The organism is Flavobacterium arabinosi (genome assembly GCF_048158725.1).
In the GTDB taxonomy this organism is placed as follows: Bacteria; Bacteroidota; Bacteroidia; order Flavobacteriales; family Flavobacteriaceae; genus Flavobacterium; species Flavobacterium arabinosi.
In genome coordinates, this window is the sequence record NZ_JBLNKX010000005.1 from 269,543 (window position 1) to 288,594 (window position 19,052).

Here is a 19,052-nt window from a genome sequence, read left to right on the forward strand (position 1 = left end):
GCTGATTACGGAATACTGTTAACTATTATTTACATTTTGATAAGATTTCTTTAACTTCAGTTTTGCAACTTCCACAACCTAATCCAGCACCTGTGGTTTTGCATAATTCGGTGAAATTGGTCACGCCACTTTTTATGGCTTCTTCAATATTTCCGCTTCCTACTTGGCTACAAGAGCAAACTAATTTGCCTATTACCGGTTTAGTATTTGAGCTTCCTCTTAATAAAGTATTTCTTTTATCGGATAATTCAATTTTGCTTTCAATCATGGTTTTGAATTCAGCAAATTCGTTTTTATCGCCCATCAAAATAGCACCTACTAACAAGTCGTTTTTGACGATACATTTTTTATAATATCTTTTTCCTAAATCAGCAAACACAATTTCTTCGTAAGAATCGTCATTGTCCGGGATTTCTATTTCACCAATACTACATAAATTAATGTCTTCCAGTTTCAATATATTCATTAAAACGGAACCTTTATAAAAACTGCTGATATCCCCGGCCATATAATTCGCTAATACATCAGCCTGTTCTTCAGCTGCCGAAGTAATTCCAAATAATTGATTGTTGAATTCTGCGATTTCACCAATAGCAAATACATTTGGATTCGACGATTGTAAATACTGATTTACTTTTACACCACGTCCACAGGAAATTCCGGATTCTTTGGCTAATTCTATATTTGGAATAGTACCAATGGTATAAACGATGGCATTGGCAGTTATAATTCGACCACTTTTTAGGGCGATTTCTATTTCGTTTGGATTGTCTGTTTCGAATACGGTGCTGACTTCATTATCAAAATAAATTTGAATGTCACGCAGTTGTACTTCTTCGGCAAGTAATTTACTCGAAATTCGGTCTAATTGACGTTCCATTAATCGGGAAGCCCTTTGAATTATCGTGATTTTTACTTTTTTATGTTTTAAGGCTGCAGCCAATTCTAATCCTAATAATCCACCACCTACGATAACTACATGTTGTTCTTCTGCAACTAAATTAGTGTTATCCAAATAGTTTTTTAATCGGTCCGCATCTTCTTTTTTTCTGATTGTGAATCGTCCCGGTAAATGCAATTGTGCATTTTCAGGAATAAAAGGTCGGCTTCCGGTTGCTAATATTAAAGAATCAAAAGAATGGGTAATGCCATCACTATCCAGAATTATATTTTCTTTGGTGTTAATGTTATCAATTGAAACACCCGATTTCATGGTGATATTTAGCTTACTTAAAGCTTCGTCTTTTATTTTCAAAAGCTGTTCCCAAGAAAGTTCCGCAGTTACGTATTCCGGTAGTAAAACCCTGTTGTAAAATGGGTTTTCTTCATTTGAAAATACAATAATTTCATCAGAAGTATTGATTTCCCTGTAGTTTTGAATAAATCGGAAAGCTGCTGCTCCAGCACCTACAACCGCGATTTTTTCGAAAGGTTTTACATATTTGGCAACAGAAACAGTGGTAAATTTAAAGTCAGGCTCTTTCGATACAGGATCTACAAGCGTATTAGTCAAATTATTGGTTCTGTTTAAATCATTTTCCAACTGTTTTCCCCAGTGCATCGGTAAGAATAACACACCTTCTCTAATGGTGTCTGAAACTTTGGCTTTTACACGAACAGTTCCATTTTTACTGGTTACCACAACAATATCTCCGTTATTTATGGACGCTTTGTAGGCATCAATAGGATTTATTTCAAGAACAGGACTCGGGATGTGCGTCATCAATCGAGCCACTTTTCCCGTTTTTGTCATCGTATGCCATTGGTCTCTTATACGACCCGTGGTTAGAATATATGGAAACTTATCATTTGGTTGTTCCGACGTATTTTCAATAGCCGTCGGGATATTAAAAATGGCTTTTTGCGAAGGTGTATAGAATTTTTTATCGGTAAATAAACGAGGAGTTCCAGGATGTCCATAATCAGGAACAGGCCATTGAAAAGTGCCTTCGTTTTTTAGACGATTGTAATTTAAAAATGAAATATCTATGTTGGTATTTTTTGTCATTAGACAATGTTCCTTATAAATATCTTCGGTACTATTAAAATTGAACCCAGTAAAATTCATTTTTTTAGCAAAACGAGTCAGAATCTCCACATCGGGTAATGCTTCCCCTGGTGCATTGATGCCTTTTGGCAAATAAGAAATTCGTCTTTCAGAATTGGTCATGGTTCCTTCTTTCTCTAACCAACCCGCTGCCGGCAATAATAAATCGGCAAATTTTGACGTATCTGCATTATGGGAAATATCCTGAACCACCACAAATTTGGCATTAGCCAGCGCTTTTTCCACTCTGCGGGAGTCTGGTAAACTTACCATTGGATTGGTACAAATAATCCAAATCGCTTTCATTTTTCCAGATTCCAAAGCTTCAAACATCTCTGTAGCCGTTAATCCCGGTTTTTCAGATATGTCTTCAACTCCCCAAAAATCAGCTACCTCTTTTCGGTGAACGGGATTATTCAATTCTTTATGTACAGCCAATAAATTGGCCATTCCACCCACTTCACGACCGCCCATTGCATTGGGTTGACCAGTCAATGAAAAAGGCCCGGAGCCTGGTTTTCCTATTTGTCCTGTTAACAGGGAAAGGTTCAGTAAAGCCGTATTTTTGTCTACGCCAATAGCACTTTGATTGAGTCCCATTGCCCATAGCGAAAGAAATCCTTTGGCTTTACCAATAATATCAGCAGCTAATTTGATGTCGTTCAAGGGAACGCCACAAAGTTTAGATGCTTTTTCTAAGGAACTGGAAAGAACTAGGTCTTTATATAATTTGAAATTTTCAGTGTGGTTCTTAATGAAATCATTGTCGGCATATCCTTTTTCGATTAACCTTTTGGCCAAAGCATGATATAAAACAATGTCAGTACCCGGAATGATTTGTAAATGCAAATCGGCAGCTATTGCTGAATCCGTTCTTCGGGGATCGACAACAATGATTTTTGTTTTCGGATTTTTTTCCTTGTGTTGTTCGATTCTTCTAAAAAGAATAGGGTGACACCAAGCAGGATTGGCTCCTGTTATCAAAAAAGTATCTGCCAGTTCAATATCGTCGTAAGCGATTGGTACAGAATCTTCACCAAATGTTTTTTTGTACCCTGCCACCGCTGAACTCATGCACAAACGGGAGTTGGTGTCGATATTATTGGTTTTCAGAAATCCTTTTACCAGTTTGTTTACCAAATAATATTCTTCCGTAAGACATTGACCAGAAATATAGAATCCAACACTGTCAGGACCATGTTTTTTTATTATGGACGAAAATACTGCAGCTGCACGATCCAAAGCGGTATCCCAGCTCACTCTTTCCATAGGATGTGATTTACTCCATCGCATTTCTGGATAAAGAATTCTGTCTGAGGTATCATTTACTACATAATGAAGATTCATCCCTTTCGAACAAAGCATGCCTCTATTCACCGGATGGTCTTTATCGCCTGTAACGGTGACTCCATTTTTAGAATCATTGGTTACTATAATTCCGCATCCTACTCCACAATAGGAACACGTGGTTTTGATTTCTGAATTTTGCATTATTGAATTTCTTTATTAATAATGAAAGCTTAGTATATTGATCTGTTTCTATCTTACGAAAGTGTAAAAATAAGTATTTTTACGTATTAATACGTATTAAATGGATTTTATTTTATATTTTTGAGTAAAATAAATATTTAGTAGCAAATCATTTTGTGAACGATTTTAAATTTTAGCATGTCATCAGCAGGAGACATCATATTTCTTTTAAAAACAAATATTAGCTTCGTATGAAAGAAGAATTAGCCATTTGTAGTACTTGTGTAAATGAAAATTGTTTTATTAAGAAACACATTCATTTAGAACAAATGAAGAATTACATTGACAGAAAACGTAGTTTTACTTGTAAAAAAGCACAGCAATTTATCATTGAAGGTGCGCCAATTCAAGGTTTGTACTTTATTTACAAAGGAAAAGTAAAGACGGTAAAAACAGGTATTAACGGAAGGGAACAAATCGTACGATTAACTAAAGATGGCGATACGGTTGGTTTTAGAGGTTTTGGTACCAGTAAGCGCTACCTTATAGGTGCTTATGCGCTGGAAGATACTACGTTATGTAATTTTAGTAATGAAGACATGCTGGAAATACTCCATAATGTCCCTGAATTTACCTTTGACTTAATGTTGTTTTATGCGGAAGAGCTGAATAAAAGTGAGAATAATATTCGCAAAATTGCACAAATGAATGTGAGGGAACGCGTAATTGATACCTTATTATATATCCATAGAAAATTCGGTCAGATGAATGGCGTAATAGAGCTCGATCTGTCCAGAAAAGAAATTGCTGATTTTGCCGGAACTACTGATGAGCAAGTGATACGGGTGATTTCAAGTTTAAAAAAAGAATTGCTCATTAAAACTGTCGGTAAGAAAATAGGATTAGTCAATACCGACAAATTAAAATCAGAAATTAAAGAACATAAATAGTTACACCAATAAATCGCTCCCTTTTTCTCTCTTCCTTTTTTCTTCCAAATAGGTAGTCTCCTTTTGGAAAACAAAAATCTCCCAATTTTTTATTCGAATAAATAATCGCTTTTTATGTTTTTAAAAGCCGATTGGCATGATTTTCATCAGATAAATTTTTACTATACGTATTTTTTACTACGTGTTTGATACTACTCAAGCCCTGCTATTGCTGGTTTAATTTCTATTATCTGTCAAAAGGCAGGAGTTAAACCACTTTAATCACGGTTTTTTTGGTACTAAAAAGTCATTTCAGTCTGTTTTTTATATAGCATCTAAGTATTAGTACTTACGTAAATTTGCTTCATACTAATTAAAACATATGATTATGCAAAAGTTTAAAACCACATTACTAGGTACTCAAGGTTTGAAAATGAGAAAAATTTCAAAAGTAAATCTTTCAAAATCTTTTTTCTTGGGAATCGCCTTAACCGTATTAAGCCAAAATGAAGCAAAAGCACAATTTACTGCAACAGGACAAATTAGAGAAAGAACTGAATTTAGAGCAGGACAAGGGACTTTACAAAAAGAGGCAGACAAAGCAGCATTATTCAATTCTCAAAGAGCAAGATTAAATATAGGATTTACAGGGTATAGATTTAAAGTATTTATGGCGTTACAAGATGTGCGTGTTTGGGGACAAGACGCTTCTTCCATAAATAGAACAACTACTGAAGCAAATAATGGTATCATGCTTCATGAAGCTTGGGGAGAGATTATGTTGAATGACACGATAAGCACAATTCAAAATTTATCTTTAAAAGTAGGACGTCAAGAAATTTCTTATGATGACCAAAAAGTATTAGGAGGCTTAGATTGGTTGCAACAAGGAAGAAGACATGATGCGATTGTTTTCAAATTTGCAAACAAAGGATGGATTGCTGATGTTGGAGCTGCATTTAACCAAAACAAAGAACTTAACGCTGGGACAGTTTATAATGGAGTTCCTACTGCTTATGGTGCTGGTACAAATGGAATTGGTACCATGTACAAATCATTTCAGTATGCTTACATAGGGAAGAAACTTTCTTTTGGAGATATCTCGTTTTTATTCTTTAAAGATGATTTTAATAGATATACTAATGTTACTGCTGGAACACCGGCTGTAACTACCAAAGTATACGGAGAAGGAGTTTGGAGTCGCAATACTACAGGATTTTATTTCAACACTAATGTTACCAGAAAATTCAATCTTACAGGAAGCTTGTACCATCAAGGGGGTAAGGACAAAGACGGCAGATCTATAAGTGCTAATTTGGCTTCGGTAACATCAACTTTGCAAATAGGAAGAAAATTATTTGTAGGTCCTGGAATTGATTATTTATCAGGAACTGACGGTACAAAAGCAGTAACAGCGACTTCAGAAAGCAATCTTTTTGACCCATTGTACGGAACACCACACAAATTCTGGGGAAGTATGGATTATTTCTACGCAGCGAATGGTTTTGGAAAACAAGGATTATTGAACTACTTCTTTAAAATGAAATACAATGCCAAAGATAACCTTACATTTTTTGCTGATATACATGGTTTTGCTGCAGCAAACACCTTGTCTAATGGAGCTGGAGGAGAATTAGATTCTTATTTAGGTACTGAGGTTGACTTAATGGTAAGATACAATTTAACTAAAATGATCAATATTGAAGCAGGATATTCTTTCATGAAAGCAACCAATTCAATGGCATCAGCAGCGGTTAAAAATGTTACAACACCGGATCTTAGCCCACAATTTGCTTATCTAATGCTAAATATCAAACCTAATTTTTTAGCCAAAAAATAAATTAAAGTATTCAATTTTAAAAAAATAAATAAAATGAAAAATTCAAATAAACAAATAACAAGGGTTTTCAAAAGAGTTATGTTGACCTTGTTGATCGTATTGAGTTCCGCTTTTACAACAATAAATGCTCAAAGTGATCCTGTACGATTAGGTTTCATTCCACTTACGGATTGTTCGCCAATTGTTATGGCAAAAGAACTAGGGTTATTTAAAAAATACGGAGTTGAAGTTATTGTAACCAAAGAATCTTCTTGGGCGAATGTTCGTGACAAAATTTTAACAGGAGAATTAGACGGAGCACATTGTTTGTATTCTATGCCGTTCTCAGTATACACAGGAGTTGGTGGTAAAGCTGGATCTGAAATGAAAATTGCCATGATGCTTAATGTAAACGGTCAGGCCATTACACTTTCTAATGATTTTTGTGGAAAAGTAGGTTTTAAACAAATGAATAAAGTAACTCCAGTAGTTGCTGCCAAATTAAAAGCCGAAAAAGAAGTGACATTTGCTATGACTTTTCCTGGAGGAACACACGATTTGTGGTTGCGTAACTGGATGTCAATCGCTGGTTTGAATCAAAAAGCAGTGAAAATTATTACGATACCTCCTCCACAAATGGTGGCTAACATGAAGGTTGGAAACATGGACGGGTTTTGCGTAGGAGAGCCTTGGGGAGGTGTTGCCGTAAAACAAGGAATTGGATTTACACAGGTAGCTTCTCAAGACATTTGGAAAGATCACCCTGAAAAAGCTTTGGTTGTGAACAAAGATTTCAGCTCAAAACGTAAAGCAGATTTAGTAAAAGTAATGAAAGCGGTAATGGAAGCTTGTATCTGGTTGGATAATCCATCTAATCGTAAAAAAGCGGCTGCAATTATTGGTAGAGCACCTTATGTGAATGCACCAGCTGATGTAATTGAAGCTAGATTGATGGGAGATTACAATTTAGGTTGTAACCAAGGAACACAAGTTTATGCTAAAGATTATATGTTATTTCATAAAGGCGGAATGGTTAATTATCCTCGTAAATCATATGCGATTTGGGCGATGGCACAGTTTGTAAGATTCGGATATTTGAAAGAAGCTCCAAATTATGCTGCAATTGCTGATAAGTTAATCTTGCAAGATTTGTACGAAGAAGTTGCTAAGAGCATGAAAGTGAAAGTTCCAAATGATGATATGAAACCTTTTTCTCTTACTATGGATAAAACTGTTTTTGACCCTTCAAATCCTGCAGCTTACTTAAAAGTTGTAAAAAGATAAATTAAAAAATAGATTACAACGTCTCTACCCCTTCTCTTTATAGAGAGTCCCGAGACTTCGGGAGGGGTGAGACATTAGAAATACCTTAATTAAACTAAATTTTATTACCATGTCTGATAAAAACACACTAACCATTGATACACTAGATTCAGAAATCAATGTTTCAACAGAGACAAAAAAAAGTGTCACAGAAGAAAATTATAAACTCAAATTAGCATTAAATACTTTACTTGTAAAATCGAAATCATTGCTTTTGGCAGGTGTAGGTTTGTTCGTTTTTGGCGGATTCTGGAGTTTATTAAGTTATTATACAAAAGATGCACTACCTGGCCCAATAGCTACTTTAACTGTTTTGAAAGAAATGTTAAGCGATCCTTTTTATGACTACGGACCAAATGATAAAGGAATAGGATTGCAATTATTCAATTCGATAAAAACAGTATTGATGGGGTTTTTGTTAGGTTCATTAATTGCTATTCCAATTGGAATTTTAATGGGAGCCAGTACCGTTTGTAAACAAATTTTTTATCCAATTGTTCAGCTTTTAAAACCAGTTTCCCCTTTAGCCTGGTTTCCTATTGGTTTGGTGGTTTTTAAAGATACAGGAATGGCAACCATATTTATTGTTTTTATTACTTCTTTGTGGTCTACGTTGATTAATACTTCTTTTGGTGTGGCGTCGATTCCTCAGGATCATAAAAATGTTGCCAAAGCATTTGGATTTTCCAAAATGAGATACTTGACTAAAATTTTAATTCCGTATAGTTTGCCTCACATCATTACAGGATTGCGTTTGAGTATCAGTGTAGCTTGGTTGGTAATTGTAGCGGGTGAAATGTTGTCTGGGGGAGCAGGTATTGGGTTCTTTGTTTGGGACAGCTGGAATGCATTAAGCTTGGAAAAAGTTATATCAGCCATTATCATCATTGGTATTGTAGGATTGCTTTTTGACAGATTATTTACTTTCATCGAAAACAAAGTGGCTTATAAAGCTTAATAAAATTTAAAAAATACGACTATGAGTTATTTAGAAATAAAAGATTTGGAAATTTCGTTTCCAACTCCAAAAGGAAAATATGTTGCAGTAACAAATATTAATTTATCCATCAAAAAAGGAGAAATTATCTCTATCATTGGTCACTCCGGTTGTGGAAAATCAACCATCATGAATGCCATTGCCGGAATGCTTATTCCAACAGGAGGAACGGTTGAATTAGACGGAAAAACAATAAAAGGCCCTGGACCAGATAGAGGAATCGTTTTTCAAAACTACTCTCTTTTGCCATGGATGTCAGTTCATGAAAATATTTTTCAAGCGGTAGATTCAGTAATGGATTGTTCTACGAAAGAAAAACATGAAATTGTGGATAATAACCTTAAAATGGTTAATTTATTGGAACATAGAGATAAATTACCTGGACAATTATCTGGTGGTATGAAACAAAGAGTAGCCATTGCTAGAGCTTTCTCTATTAACCCGGGAGTATTATTGTTGGATGAGCCTTTTGGTGCTTTGGATGCTTTAACCAAAGGTACTATGCAAATTGAAGTATTGAAATTATGGAACTTAAACAATAGAGATAAAACTATTGTTATGATTACACATGATATTGAAGAAGCATTGTTTTTGTCAGATCGAATTGTGGTATTAAATAATGGTCCTGCATCAACCATTAGGGAGATTGTAGAAGTTCATTTACCAAGACCTCGAAACAAAATTGAAATCGTAAAAATGCCTGAATATATTGAGCTAAGAGATAAATTATTACATCTGTTAACGGATAAGTTTTCCATTGAAGATATGGATATGGTATATAAAAGTTAATTTTTTTGGTTTGGTTTAATTTGTTTAGTTAATTTAAGAATCCCTGAGATATTGAGCCATTTCAGGGATTTTTTATATAAACCCTAAATACTCATTGTAAAAAATAAATCAATATGAATACTACAATTTTTGATTTTATAGGCGATCATACCGGGGAGTGGAAAGTAACTTCAATGATTGCTTTGAAAGGAGAACCAATCGAGCCAGTTTCTCGTATAAAAAAGATTTCAAGTTCTTTGGTTCCATCTAATAAAGGAATTTGGACCTTAAAAGGAATTGTGAGTAACCTTCGGTATACGGAGAAGGAGGATAAAGACAACTTGGTTGCTATTCAAGAAGATTTAGGCCGCTCAGAAGCTACTTTAGCTGCATTTATTCCCATCCGAAAATCGGAAGCATGGTGGAATTTAGCGCAAGATGAACGTAGAAAAATAATGGAAAATAAATCCCAACATACCCAAACAGGGATGAAATATTTGCCTGCAATTGCCAGGAAGTTATTTCATTCCAGAGACATTGGTGAGCCTTTTGATTTTTTGACTTGGTTTGAATATGCGCCAACTGATGCCGCTGCTTTTGAAGAACTTCTAGAAGCACTTAGAAAAACAGAAGAATGGAGTTATGTGGATAGAGAAATTGATATTAGATTGGTCAGAATATGAACGATGATCTTAGCGTTAAGATATGAATTGCTACGCTTATTAACCGATAAATTCTCTATTGAAGATATGGGTGTGGTGTTTAAAAGTTGATTTTGGTTTTAGTCTCTTTTATTTAATAAATATCTGTAATTAAATCATTTGCATGGATTTTTCTCATAGATATTTTGTTGTTTTTTGAATTTGTAGTAATAGATTGCTATGAATTTGACTTCTGTAAAAGTTCTTATTCTTTATACATTTTTCCGGAAAGTTTTATCTTCTTTCCTTCATATGATAAAAAGGAATCAAAATATAAATATTTACCTTTAATTTTCTTCATCTTAACCAAAACTCCATTTTCATTTATTGATTTTTGAAATGCATTTAGTGTCATTTTAATTTCATCATATTTAAGTCTATAAGTACATTCATCTATCCATTCCAAATTATTAGTGTACTTAATATTTTCATTTGTACTTTTATTTACAATTTCAATCTGATAATTTTCATATCTAATTAATTTGTAGGGATTTTTTTCTGAATCCATTTTAACTACAAAATTCCCAACTTTAAAATCTGCGCATGTCAGTTCTTGAGAATAGAAATTAATGCTTAATAATAAAATACCAAAGGATAATATTTTTTTCATTTACGTTGCTTTTATTTAGTGGAGAACGACTTGCTGCTAAATTATAAATCTACAAGTATTTATCATCAATCTCAAATATACACTTAATTTAAAATGTATTTCAAATACAATTAAAACAATGACTACTGATACGCAAATTTGCGGTTAGATTTAATTCTATTAAAAACAAAAACCGCAAACTCACAGCTTTAAAATCTGCGAATTTGCGGTTTATTTTTTAGCTTCTACACAAGACGTAAAACCGTAATAGAAAGTGTTACGTCTGTGCATGAAGTAAAAACTTTCTAGAGGAATTGAAAGTTTTGCTATTCTTTTTTAAATGAAGTTTGCGGGTGTGATTATTAATAATTTTTTTAACCCAAATAACCCATTCAAAAAAGTATTATTTTTTACGTTCCATTTCTCTGGATAGCGTAGGTTGTTTTTCGTTCATGATTTTAGTTACGGTAAGATGCATCCAAACTAAACAGATTGCTGAGAATAGCAGGATAAATACCCAAGAGCTTGACCAAATTCCGGTTGCAGTCAATAAATAACTGAAGATAATTGGTCCAAAGAAACCACCAAGACCACCTATCATACCTACCATTCCACCTACAACACCAACTTCTGTCGGGAAATATTCAGGAATGTGTTTGTAAACTGCTGCTTTCCCAATTCCCCAAGAAATACCAATTAGGATTACTAAAACTAAGTATACCCACATGTTCGCATCAAAATGGATTGTGGTAATTCCTTTAGCAACCAGTTCTTTTTTCTTCACCTCTTGATTTTGGGTTACAACAACTTGTTGCCAAGAATTACGAGTTGGGAAAATAGAGCTTTCCATAGGTTTTTCCACCTTTTGAGCGATAGGAAAATCTTTATCTCCAATTTTTACATTAGTGTCTGAAACGGCTGTAATAGTTCCTTTTTTTGTAGCCATTACACCAGGACCTGTTGTAGTAATATCCATTTTTGGAATCATCAATAAAGCACTTAATACTACTGAAGATCCTAATACCCAATACATCACTTTTCGCGCTCCGAACTTATCGGATAAATAACCACCAAAAGCACGAATCACCCCTGAAGGTAAGCTGAACATAGTAGCAAATAACCCTCCCATGACAAGACTAGTTTGGTATACGTTCATAAAGTTTGGTAACAACCATTGTGAATACGCAACAAAGCATCCAAATACTAAGAAATAGTACGCTCCAAATCTCCAAACTCTAACACTTTTTAAGGATTGAAGCATTTGAGAAACTGTTTTGGTTTGGTTCTCTATTTTTTTGTTTTTTGCAAAAACTAAAAAGACAACACCAATAACTACGAGAGCAGCTCCATATATTACTGGTAATAATTTCCAACCATTTTGAGGATCTTCAATTGAAAAATGATTTAATAGAGAAGGGGCAAGAAATGTAGTTATAGCAGCTCCAGCATTTCCCATTCCGAAAATCCCTAATGCTCTACCTTGCCATTCTTTTGGATACCAAATAGAGGTATATCCAATCCCAACTGCAAAACTTGTTCCTACCATACCAAACAAAAAGCTTAGAAGGGCAAACATGAAAAAACTATCAGCTAAAGGAAGTAAAAACAAAGGAATAGAGCAGAGGAGCAGTAATATGGAGAATACATATTTCCCACCAAATTTATCAGTTAAAATACCGATTGGTAAACGCATAATAGAACCTGTTAGAATTGGAATACCAAGAAGCCAGCCCACTTGGACAACACTCCATTTAAAAATTCCATTGTCTACTAAGAATGTAACTAAAACACCGTTTAAAGTCCAACAAGCAAAACATACAGTAAATGCAAGTGTATTTAAAACCAAAATTTTATGGGATTGTGATAAAGAGTTTGAATTTTTCATAATACTTATATTTTTTTACAAATGTAAGTACTAAAACTTAGTCTAAATCTGCGTTTTCGCAGTTTTAATAAAATAATTAAGTATTTATACTTAATTTTTATTAATATACGTAGTCTTTAAGGTGTTAGAAAGATGCTTCTGCAAAAAAAAGATTACAATAAAGAATATTCTGTTGCTTTATTAGAAAGTTCCATAAGATTTTTTACTTTCAATTTTTTCATCAAATTAAAACGGTGAACCTCTGCCGTTCGCTTACTGATGTCTAAGGCTTCTGCAATTTCTTTATTCCCTTTTCCGGATAGTAAAAGTTTAAGAATTTCTTTTTCTCTTTTGGTAATCATCAGTTCTTCGTCAAGTGCATGCTTTGTTTCCATTACCCCAGACGGATTACTAAGCTGACCAATTAATATAGAGGAGATGTCGCCACTAAAATATTTTCCGCCATTAGCAACGGTTTGAAGTGCTTTAAGAAATTCTTCTTTGCTGGAACCTTTAAGTAAGTATCCATCGGCTCCGGCTTTGATTGATTTTAATACGTACTCTTCTGATTCATGCATAGAAAGCATAACAATTTTTACCATATTGTTTTGACTTCTTAGTTTTTCAACTACTTCAATACCGGTCATATTAGGCATGCGAATATCTAAAATCAGTAAGTCAGGTTTGTTTGTTTCTACTATTTTTAGTGCTTCTAAACCGTCCATAGCTTCGCCTACAACTTCTATGTTGACTTCATTTTCTAATAATGATTTGATACCATCTCTTACAAATACATGATCATCTGCCAGAACAACTCGAATAGTACTACTCATAACTTACTTAATTTTGAAACCTGATTATTACGTATATTAACCTAAAAATAATGGCTAAGATACGTATTCTAATGAAATTATTTTATTTGGATTGAAAAAAGAGTGAATTTTGTAAATTTCCGAGGATTATATAGGAATATTGAAAGTAATACGGGTTCCTTCACCTGGAATCGAGTTGAAGAAAATCCGACCATTAATGTATTGAATCCTTTCTTTCATGAAAAGCAATCCCATTCCGGACTCGCTGTTTCTCTTTTTCTCGACCGTAGTAATATCAAATCCTTTTCCGTTATCGTCAATCGTAATACTCAAAATTGTGCTACTATGAGATAATTGTACAATTATATGGGAAGATTCGGCATATTTAAGAGCATTGTTAATGGCTTCTTGGGTCAGTCGGTAGATGTTAATTTCAATTAAAGAATCCAATCTTTTATCAAAATGAGTCTTATTATAAAAAAGAATATTCTTTCCTGTCAATTTTGATAATTCCTGAGTCAGTTTTGCAATGGAGGAAACAATACCATGATCACTCAATTCCGGTGGCATTAAGTTGAATGTGGCGGTACGAACCCCTTTTATAATGTCAAGCGATAATTTTTTTAAGTATTCTATTTTTTGGGCTGCTTTTTCTTTATCATCCAGATTGATGCTTTCCAGACTAAATTTTAAACCGGTAAGCATTTGTCCAATTCCATCATGAATTTCTCGGGCAATCCTATTTTGTTCGTTTTCCTGATTTTCGACAATTTTACTCGAAATAATCTTTTGTTGATTGATTTTATCGGTTACATTTTCGGTATTCAATCGTTCAACTTCCCGTTCCGCTTTTTTACGCTCGGTAATATCAAAACAGATAATCAATAATTCAGATTCTTCTTTTTTTATGGTTACAGGAACCATTGATAAGTCGAGCCAGAGCGATTCCCCGTCTCTATTGGTAATATTGAGTTCTCCTTGCCAGCCACTGCGTTGTTTTTCGGCAAGAATCCTGTCAATTACGATTTGCTCTTTTTCTATTGGAGTCAAAACCTGAGAAAAGGTCTTGTCAGAAATAAATGGATTGTATTGAAGCAGTTTTGAAAATTTTTCACCAATATGAATCACGGTACCATCAGGAGCAACGCGGCAATAGAGCAACGTGTTTTCCATGGCGTAATTGAGTGATTTTAATTCTTTAACAGAATTTTCTTTTATTTCACTAATTATTTCGGTGTTATAAGCGAGTTTTAATGCCTTTTTTTCGGAAGATAAAAGTTTAGAAATAAGTTTTTCTACTTTTTGATTGGTCGGTTTAAAGATGAACAAGAATTCCAGTAATAAAACAAATAGCGTAAATACTAAAATCGCATATTCCGTTTTACTTTGCAGCGTCACTTTTTCTAGCGCCTCTTTGTCGTATTCATCAACAATTTGGTTCATTTTAGAAAGAAAAACTACTTGGTTTTCAAGAATAGCTTGTACTAATTTTTGATTTTCGGATTCTTTTGTATTTATTTTTTTATTTTCTAAAAAAAGGGTTGTAGCATTAACAATACTATCAAAATTAGGTTTTATTGCCTTAAATAATACCGAAAGGGTTTTACTTTTTTCTTTTGGAAAACCAAGACTGTCATTTCCTTTTTCTAAATTAAAATGGGTAGTTTTCCAAAGCGAAAGCGTTTCGTTAATGCTTGTGATTTCCTCATTTTTTTTGGCAGTATCCGTTACGAAATTTAAAATTAAAACCTCTTTCGTCAACTTCTGGCTTAACATTCTTTGTTTTCCCGAAATATTGATTATTCGGGAATCACTCAGTTGGCTGTTAAGGTTGTATTGTATCAACAACTGGCTTAACAATACCGTAATGGCAATAGTTAATAAGGCGAAAAGATACAAACGTCTTAAGTTTTTAAATGAAATAGTATCGATAGATGATCCTTTGGCGCTTTTTGTCATAACGAAATCAAATTACAGTTCAAGAGACTCTTTGATCAATTCAAGGTTCGCAGCACTGTAGTTGATTTTTAAGGCTTCCTGCTGTCCTTTTTCGGACATTTTAAGCCAAGTTTTCAGAATGATGTTTTTCATTTTTTCCCTGTCGTGTTTATGAACAAAAGGGTCTAGGTAGTATTCTAGAAAGACTAAGCAAATTACATCTTCTAAAAGTTGTGTTTCCTCGTCTTTTTTAAGTAATTTTTTTTCAATCAGAAAAGAAACTCTGGCGATAAATTCCTCACTGTAACCCGCTTTTTCTAAAATAACAGCGGTCGTTTTGGCGTGAAATTTTTTCAAATCTTCGCGCCATTTTAAATAACCCACACGATCCATAGGGTAGGATTCCCGTGCTATTTTCCATCGGCAAATGTGTTGTGCTTTAGAGGCGATTTGGACTGATTCTGAAGCATTTGGGTGAAAATCCATCAGTCTTTTATACATTCGATTTGAATATAATAATTCCTTTGGATAGGTTATAGATTGGTATGTTTCGTGGTTTGGATCTTGTGCATTCTCTGCATCAATCCATGTACTTGCGTTCTGGAATGGTGTTGTTGTCATTTGAAATGTTTAAAATCAAAGATACATAATTATTCCAAAAAGCCAACGAATACTTCATCTTCTACAATTTTAACAGGATAAGTGGCGATGGAATAATCATCTCCATTAAGGTTAGAACCGTCTGTAAGCGAAAAGGTTTTTTTGTGCATCGGACATGCGATTTTAGGAATTTCATCAGTGGAACCAATCATTCCTCTTGAAAGTACCATTTCCATTTTATGGGGACAAACATTTTGACAAGCATACCATTCGTTTCTGTGCGAGAAATTGATAACTGCAATTTGTTTGTTTTTGTATTTGATGCATCCACCACCGTCAGTTGGGAAATCACTAGTTTTTCCGGCTTTGAACCAAACTTTTACATCGTTTAATTGAACCGTTTCGTATTGATTTAGAATATCTTCCATAATGTGTGTTTTTTATATTTTCCATCACTTCAACAACTTTTGTAACAAATGCGAAATATTTAAATGAAACTGCTGAAGTTGAGATGGAAAATGGATTATAATTATTTGCTTTTTATTACCAAGGTCTAGGCATTTTTTGATCTCTTACTGGTACAAATTCAATATTGTCGTCTCTCTCGTCAGAATTGGTGAAATGTCTAAAACGTTTTTGCAGTTCAGGATTTTCAATAACTTGAGTCCATTCACATTCGTATGAATCAACCAATCCTTGCATTTCTACATCCAATGCATTAGCAATTCCTAAGCTATCTTGGATTACTACTTGTTTCAAGTAATCTAGTCCACCTTCCAGTTTTTCTAACCAAGTAGAAGTTCGTACTAATGGTCCTGCTGTACGGATATAAAACATCAAGAAACGATCTAAGTATTTCAAACAAGTTTCTTTGTCAACTTGTTCTGCAAATAAAACAGCGTGTTTTGGATTTGCTCCTCCATTACCACTGATATATAGATTCCAACCTCCGTCTACGGCGATAACTCCAAAATCTTTGCTTCTCGCTTCTGCACATTCCCTGATACAACCAGAAACTCCACCTTTGATTTTATGTGGCGAACGCAATCCTTTGTATCTGTTTTCTAATTCAATTGCAAAAGTGGTACTATCATCCATTCCATAACGACACCAAGTATTCCCTACGCAGCTTTTTACAGTACGTAGTGATTTACCATAAGCGTGACCGCTTTCGAAACCACTGTCGATAAGTATTTTCCAAATTTCAGGCAAATCATTTAATTCGGCACCAAATAAGTCGATACGTTGTCCTCCTGTAATTTTGGTATATAGATTGTATTTTAGGGCTACTTGACCTAATACGATTAGTTTCTCGGCTGAAATTTCCCCACCTGTAACTCTAGGTACAACAGAGTAAGTACCGTTACGTTGAATATTAGCCAAGAATCTGTCATTTGAATCCTGTTCAGCAACATGTTTGTTGGCTGTATCATTATAAATACTGGAGAATATGGAAGATAAAACCGGTTTACAAACCTCGCATCCATCTCCTTTTCCAACAGTACCCAATACTTCATTGTGATTGGTGAATTTGTTGATTTTTACGATATCATATAGTTCTTGTCTGCTATAAGCAAAATGCTCGCAAACCACATCTTTGACTTCTTTTCCTAATGATTTTTGGGTTTCTTTTACTAAATCTACAACCATTGGTTTACATCCACCACAGCCCGTTGTTGCTTTGGTCAATTTCACTACGTCTGAAAGAGTTTCGCAAGTGCCGTCTGTGATAGAACAGCAAATACTTCCTTTTGTAACATTTTCACAAGAACAAATTACGGCAGTGTCCGGCAAGTCCATTGCACTTCCCATAGTAGAAATTTCTCCTCCTCTTGAACCCAAAATCAAATCTTCTGGATTTTTAGGCAATTTCATGGCGTTGCTATAAATTTGGAACAATCCATTATAATCACTTGAATCACCTACCAATATTCCTCCCAAAAGTGTTTTTCCGTCTTTGGTAACATTGATTCTTTTATAAATTCCACTGAATTTATTTTCGTAAACAATGGCGGTTACCTCCTCATTTTCTATAAAAGGATCACCAAAACTCGCAACTTCAACACCAATTAATTTTAATTGTGTAGACATATCGATGGTTTCCCTCATCGTTTTTGCCCCTTTCAGGATTTGTTCAGCGGCCACATCGGCCATTTCATATCCGGGAGCTACAAGACCATAAATCATATGATTGTAAAGTGCTACTTCGCCGATCGCATAGATATAAGGATCAGAAGATTGCATCTTGTTGTTTACTACAATTCCTCCTCGTACGCCTACTTCAAGTCCGGAAACTCTTCCTAGTTCGTCACGTGGTTTAATCCCTGCAGAAATTACCAACATATCCACTTTTAGAAGATCATCTCCTTCAAACATCATTCCCGTAATGGCATGTTCACCAGCAATATATTGTGTTGATTTGTTTAGGTGAATGCCAATGTTGAGTTCCTCAATTTTTGATTGCAACATATCACTCGCCCCTTTATCAAGCTGTCTTGGCATCAATCGAGGAGCAAATTCCACTACATGTGGATTTAATCCTAAATCATATACCGCTTTAGCGGCTTCTAATCCTAATAATCCACCACCAAGTACGGCAGCTTCAGTAGCACCATTTTGCTTTATTTTTTTGGCGTAAGCCATGATTGCATCTAGATCTTCAATAGTTCTATATACAAAAACTCCTTCTTTATCTACACCTTCAATCGGCGGTACAAAAGCAGCTGAACCTGTAGCTAAAACTAAGTAGTCGTAAGTATGTATTTTTTCTAAATGGGTATGTATTGTTTTTTGCTCTCTATTAATATCAGTGATTAATTCAGAGGTATTTAGGATTATATTATTTTCTTCATACCAATTTGATGTTGATAATGATAAGTCATCAGCGCTTTTACCCGCAAAGTATTCACTCAAGTGAACTCTATCGTATGCGCGTCTTGGCTCCTCTCCAAATACGGTGATTTGATATTCTTCTTGTCCTGATTTTGCAATGAATTTTTCGCAAAATTTGTAACCTACCATGCCGTTTCCGACTACTATTACTTTAATCATAATCTCATTAATTAAGTATTATTAGGCAAATATAAGTATTAATACTTAATTCAGATACTTAATTAAGTGTTTTTGAAAATAATTGGTAATTATTCAAAAAAGGGTGTTTTAAATAGGGTATTTATAATTAAAGTCCTGTTTTGT

At 34.3% G+C, this 19,052-nt stretch carries 14 protein-coding genes; 6 read left to right on the forward strand and 8 right to left on the reverse strand.

Annotated features, from left to right (window positions below; genetic code table 11):
* Positions 1-25: 25 nt before the first annotated feature.
* Positions 26-3,538: a molybdopterin-dependent oxidoreductase gene (locus ACM55K_RS12320; protein WP_416850551.1), complete on the reverse strand. Its 3,513-nt coding sequence runs from the start codon at positions 3,536-3,538 to the stop codon at positions 26-28.
* 230 nt (positions 3,539-3,768) lie between these two features.
* Here ACM55K_RS12320 and ACM55K_RS12325 point away from each other — a divergent pair, with 230 nt between their 5' ends.
* The 6 genes from ACM55K_RS12325 to ACM55K_RS12350 all read left to right on the forward strand — a co-directional run bounded on the left by ACM55K_RS12325 (position 3,769) and on the right by ACM55K_RS12350 (position 10,036).
* Positions 3,769-4,467: a Crp/Fnr family transcriptional regulator gene (locus tag ACM55K_RS12325; RefSeq protein WP_416850552.1), complete on the forward strand. Its 699-nt coding sequence runs from the start codon at positions 3,769-3,771 to the stop codon at positions 4,465-4,467.
* A gap of 367 nt (positions 4,468-4,834) precedes the next feature.
* On the forward strand, positions 4,835-6,286 hold the full coding sequence (locus ACM55K_RS12330; protein WP_416850553.1) for an alginate export family protein: 1,452 nt from the start codon (positions 4,835-4,837) through the stop codon (positions 6,284-6,286).
* A gap of 33 nt (positions 6,287-6,319) precedes the next feature.
* On the forward strand, positions 6,320-7,549 hold the full coding sequence (locus ACM55K_RS12335) for a CmpA/NrtA family ABC transporter substrate-binding protein (protein WP_416850554.1): 1,230 nt from the start codon (positions 6,320-6,322) through the stop codon (positions 7,547-7,549).
* 109 nt (positions 7,550-7,658) lie between these two features.
* The gene (gene ntrB, locus ACM55K_RS12340; protein ID WP_416850555.1) at positions 7,659-8,546 is read left to right on the forward strand and encodes a nitrate ABC transporter permease; all 888 of its coding nucleotides are present in this window, start codon (positions 7,659-7,661) and stop codon (positions 8,544-8,546) included.
* Between the two features lie 21 nt (positions 8,547-8,567).
* Positions 8,568-9,374 (forward strand): ABC transporter ATP-binding protein, encoded by an 807-nt coding sequence (locus ACM55K_RS12345; protein ID WP_416850557.1) that lies wholly within the window; start codon positions 8,568-8,570, stop codon positions 9,372-9,374.
* 113 nt (positions 9,375-9,487) lie between these two features.
* Positions 9,488-10,036 carry a chlorite dismutase family protein gene (locus tag ACM55K_RS12350; RefSeq protein WP_416850558.1) on the forward strand — a complete coding sequence of 183 codons (549 nt, stop codon included), beginning with the start codon at positions 9,488-9,490 and terminating at the stop codon, positions 10,034-10,036.
* Positions 10,037-10,259: 223 nt separating this feature from the next.
* Here ACM55K_RS12350 and ACM55K_RS12355 read toward each other — a convergent pair whose 3' ends face one another.
* The 7 genes from ACM55K_RS12355 to nirB all read right to left on the reverse strand — a co-directional run bounded on the left by ACM55K_RS12355 (position 10,260) and on the right by nirB (position 18,908).
* Positions 10,260-10,664, reverse strand: coding sequence for a hypothetical protein (locus tag ACM55K_RS12355; protein ID WP_416850559.1), 405 nt, complete (start codon positions 10,662-10,664; stop codon positions 10,260-10,262).
* A gap of 382 nt (positions 10,665-11,046) precedes the next feature.
* Positions 11,047-12,528 carry an MFS transporter gene (locus ACM55K_RS12360; protein WP_416850560.1) on the reverse strand — a complete coding sequence of 494 codons (1,482 nt, stop codon included), beginning with the start codon at positions 12,526-12,528 and terminating at the stop codon, positions 11,047-11,049.
* 152 nt (positions 12,529-12,680) lie between these two features.
* Complete coding sequence (locus ACM55K_RS12365) at positions 12,681-13,340, reverse strand: response regulator (protein ID WP_416850561.1); 660 nt, start codon at positions 13,338-13,340, stop codon at positions 12,681-12,683.
* A 126-nt stretch (positions 13,341-13,466) separates the two neighbouring features.
* A complete protein-coding gene (locus ACM55K_RS12370; RefSeq protein WP_416850562.1) occupies positions 13,467-15,278 on the reverse strand; it encodes a sensor histidine kinase in 1,812 nt (603 codons plus the stop codon).
* A gap of 12 nt (positions 15,279-15,290) precedes the next feature.
* Positions 15,291-15,878: a DUF4202 domain-containing protein gene (locus tag ACM55K_RS12375; RefSeq protein WP_416850563.1), complete on the reverse strand. Its 588-nt coding sequence runs from the start codon at positions 15,876-15,878 to the stop codon at positions 15,291-15,293.
* Positions 15,879-15,907: 29 nt separating this feature from the next.
* Complete coding sequence (gene nirD / locus ACM55K_RS12380) at positions 15,908-16,285, reverse strand: nitrite reductase small subunit NirD (protein ID WP_416850564.1); 378 nt, start codon at positions 16,283-16,285, stop codon at positions 15,908-15,910.
* A gap of 115 nt (positions 16,286-16,400) precedes the next feature.
* Positions 16,401-18,908, reverse strand: coding sequence for a nitrite reductase large subunit NirB (gene nirB, locus ACM55K_RS12385; RefSeq protein WP_416850565.1), 2,508 nt, complete (start codon positions 18,906-18,908; stop codon positions 16,401-16,403).
* Positions 18,909-19,052: the final 144 nt, after the last annotated feature.

Bases quoted from the DNA above. Each gene is read 5' to 3' on its own strand.
- ACM55K_RS12320 (WP_416850551.1), bottom strand. From the start codon at position 3,538: ATGCAAAATTCAGAAATCAAAACCACGTGTTCCTATTGTGGAGTAGGA.
- ACM55K_RS12335 (WP_416850554.1), top strand. From the start codon at position 6,320: ATGAAAAATTCAAATAAACAAATAACAAGGGTTTTCAAAAGAGTTATG.
- ACM55K_RS12375 (WP_416850563.1), bottom strand. From the start codon at position 15,878: ATGACAACAACACCATTCCAGAACGCAAGTACATGGATTGATGCAGAG.
- ACM55K_RS12360 (WP_416850560.1), bottom strand. From the start codon at position 12,528: ATGAAAAATTCAAACTCTTTATCACAATCCCATAAAATTTTGGTTTTA.
- ACM55K_RS12345 (WP_416850557.1), top strand. From the start codon at position 8,568: ATGAGTTATTTAGAAATAAAAGATTTGGAAATTTCGTTTCCAACTCCA.
- nirD (WP_416850564.1), bottom strand. From the start codon at position 16,285: ATGGAAGATATTCTAAATCAATACGAAACGGTTCAATTAAACGATGTA.
- ACM55K_RS12370 (WP_416850562.1), bottom strand. From the start codon at position 15,278: ATGACAAAAAGCGCCAAAGGATCATCTATCGATACTATTTCATTTAAA.
- ACM55K_RS12350 (WP_416850558.1), top strand. From the start codon at position 9,488: ATGAATACTACAATTTTTGATTTTATAGGCGATCATACCGGGGAGTGG.
- ACM55K_RS12365 (WP_416850561.1), bottom strand. From the start codon at position 13,340: ATGAGTAGTACTATTCGAGTTGTTCTGGCAGATGATCATGTATTTGTA.
- nirB (WP_416850565.1), bottom strand. From the start codon at position 18,908: ATGATTAAAGTAATAGTAGTCGGAAACGGCATGGTAGGTTACAAATTT.
- ACM55K_RS12325 (WP_416850552.1), top strand. From the start codon at position 3,769: ATGAAAGAAGAATTAGCCATTTGTAGTACTTGTGTAAATGAAAATTGT.
- ACM55K_RS12355 (WP_416850559.1), bottom strand. From the start codon at position 10,664: ATGAAAAAAATATTATCCTTTGGTATTTTATTATTAAGCATTAATTTC.
- ntrB (WP_416850555.1), top strand. From the start codon at position 7,659: ATGTCTGATAAAAACACACTAACCATTGATACACTAGATTCAGAAATC.
- ACM55K_RS12330 (WP_416850553.1), top strand. From the start codon at position 4,835: ATGCAAAAGTTTAAAACCACATTACTAGGTACTCAAGGTTTGAAAATG.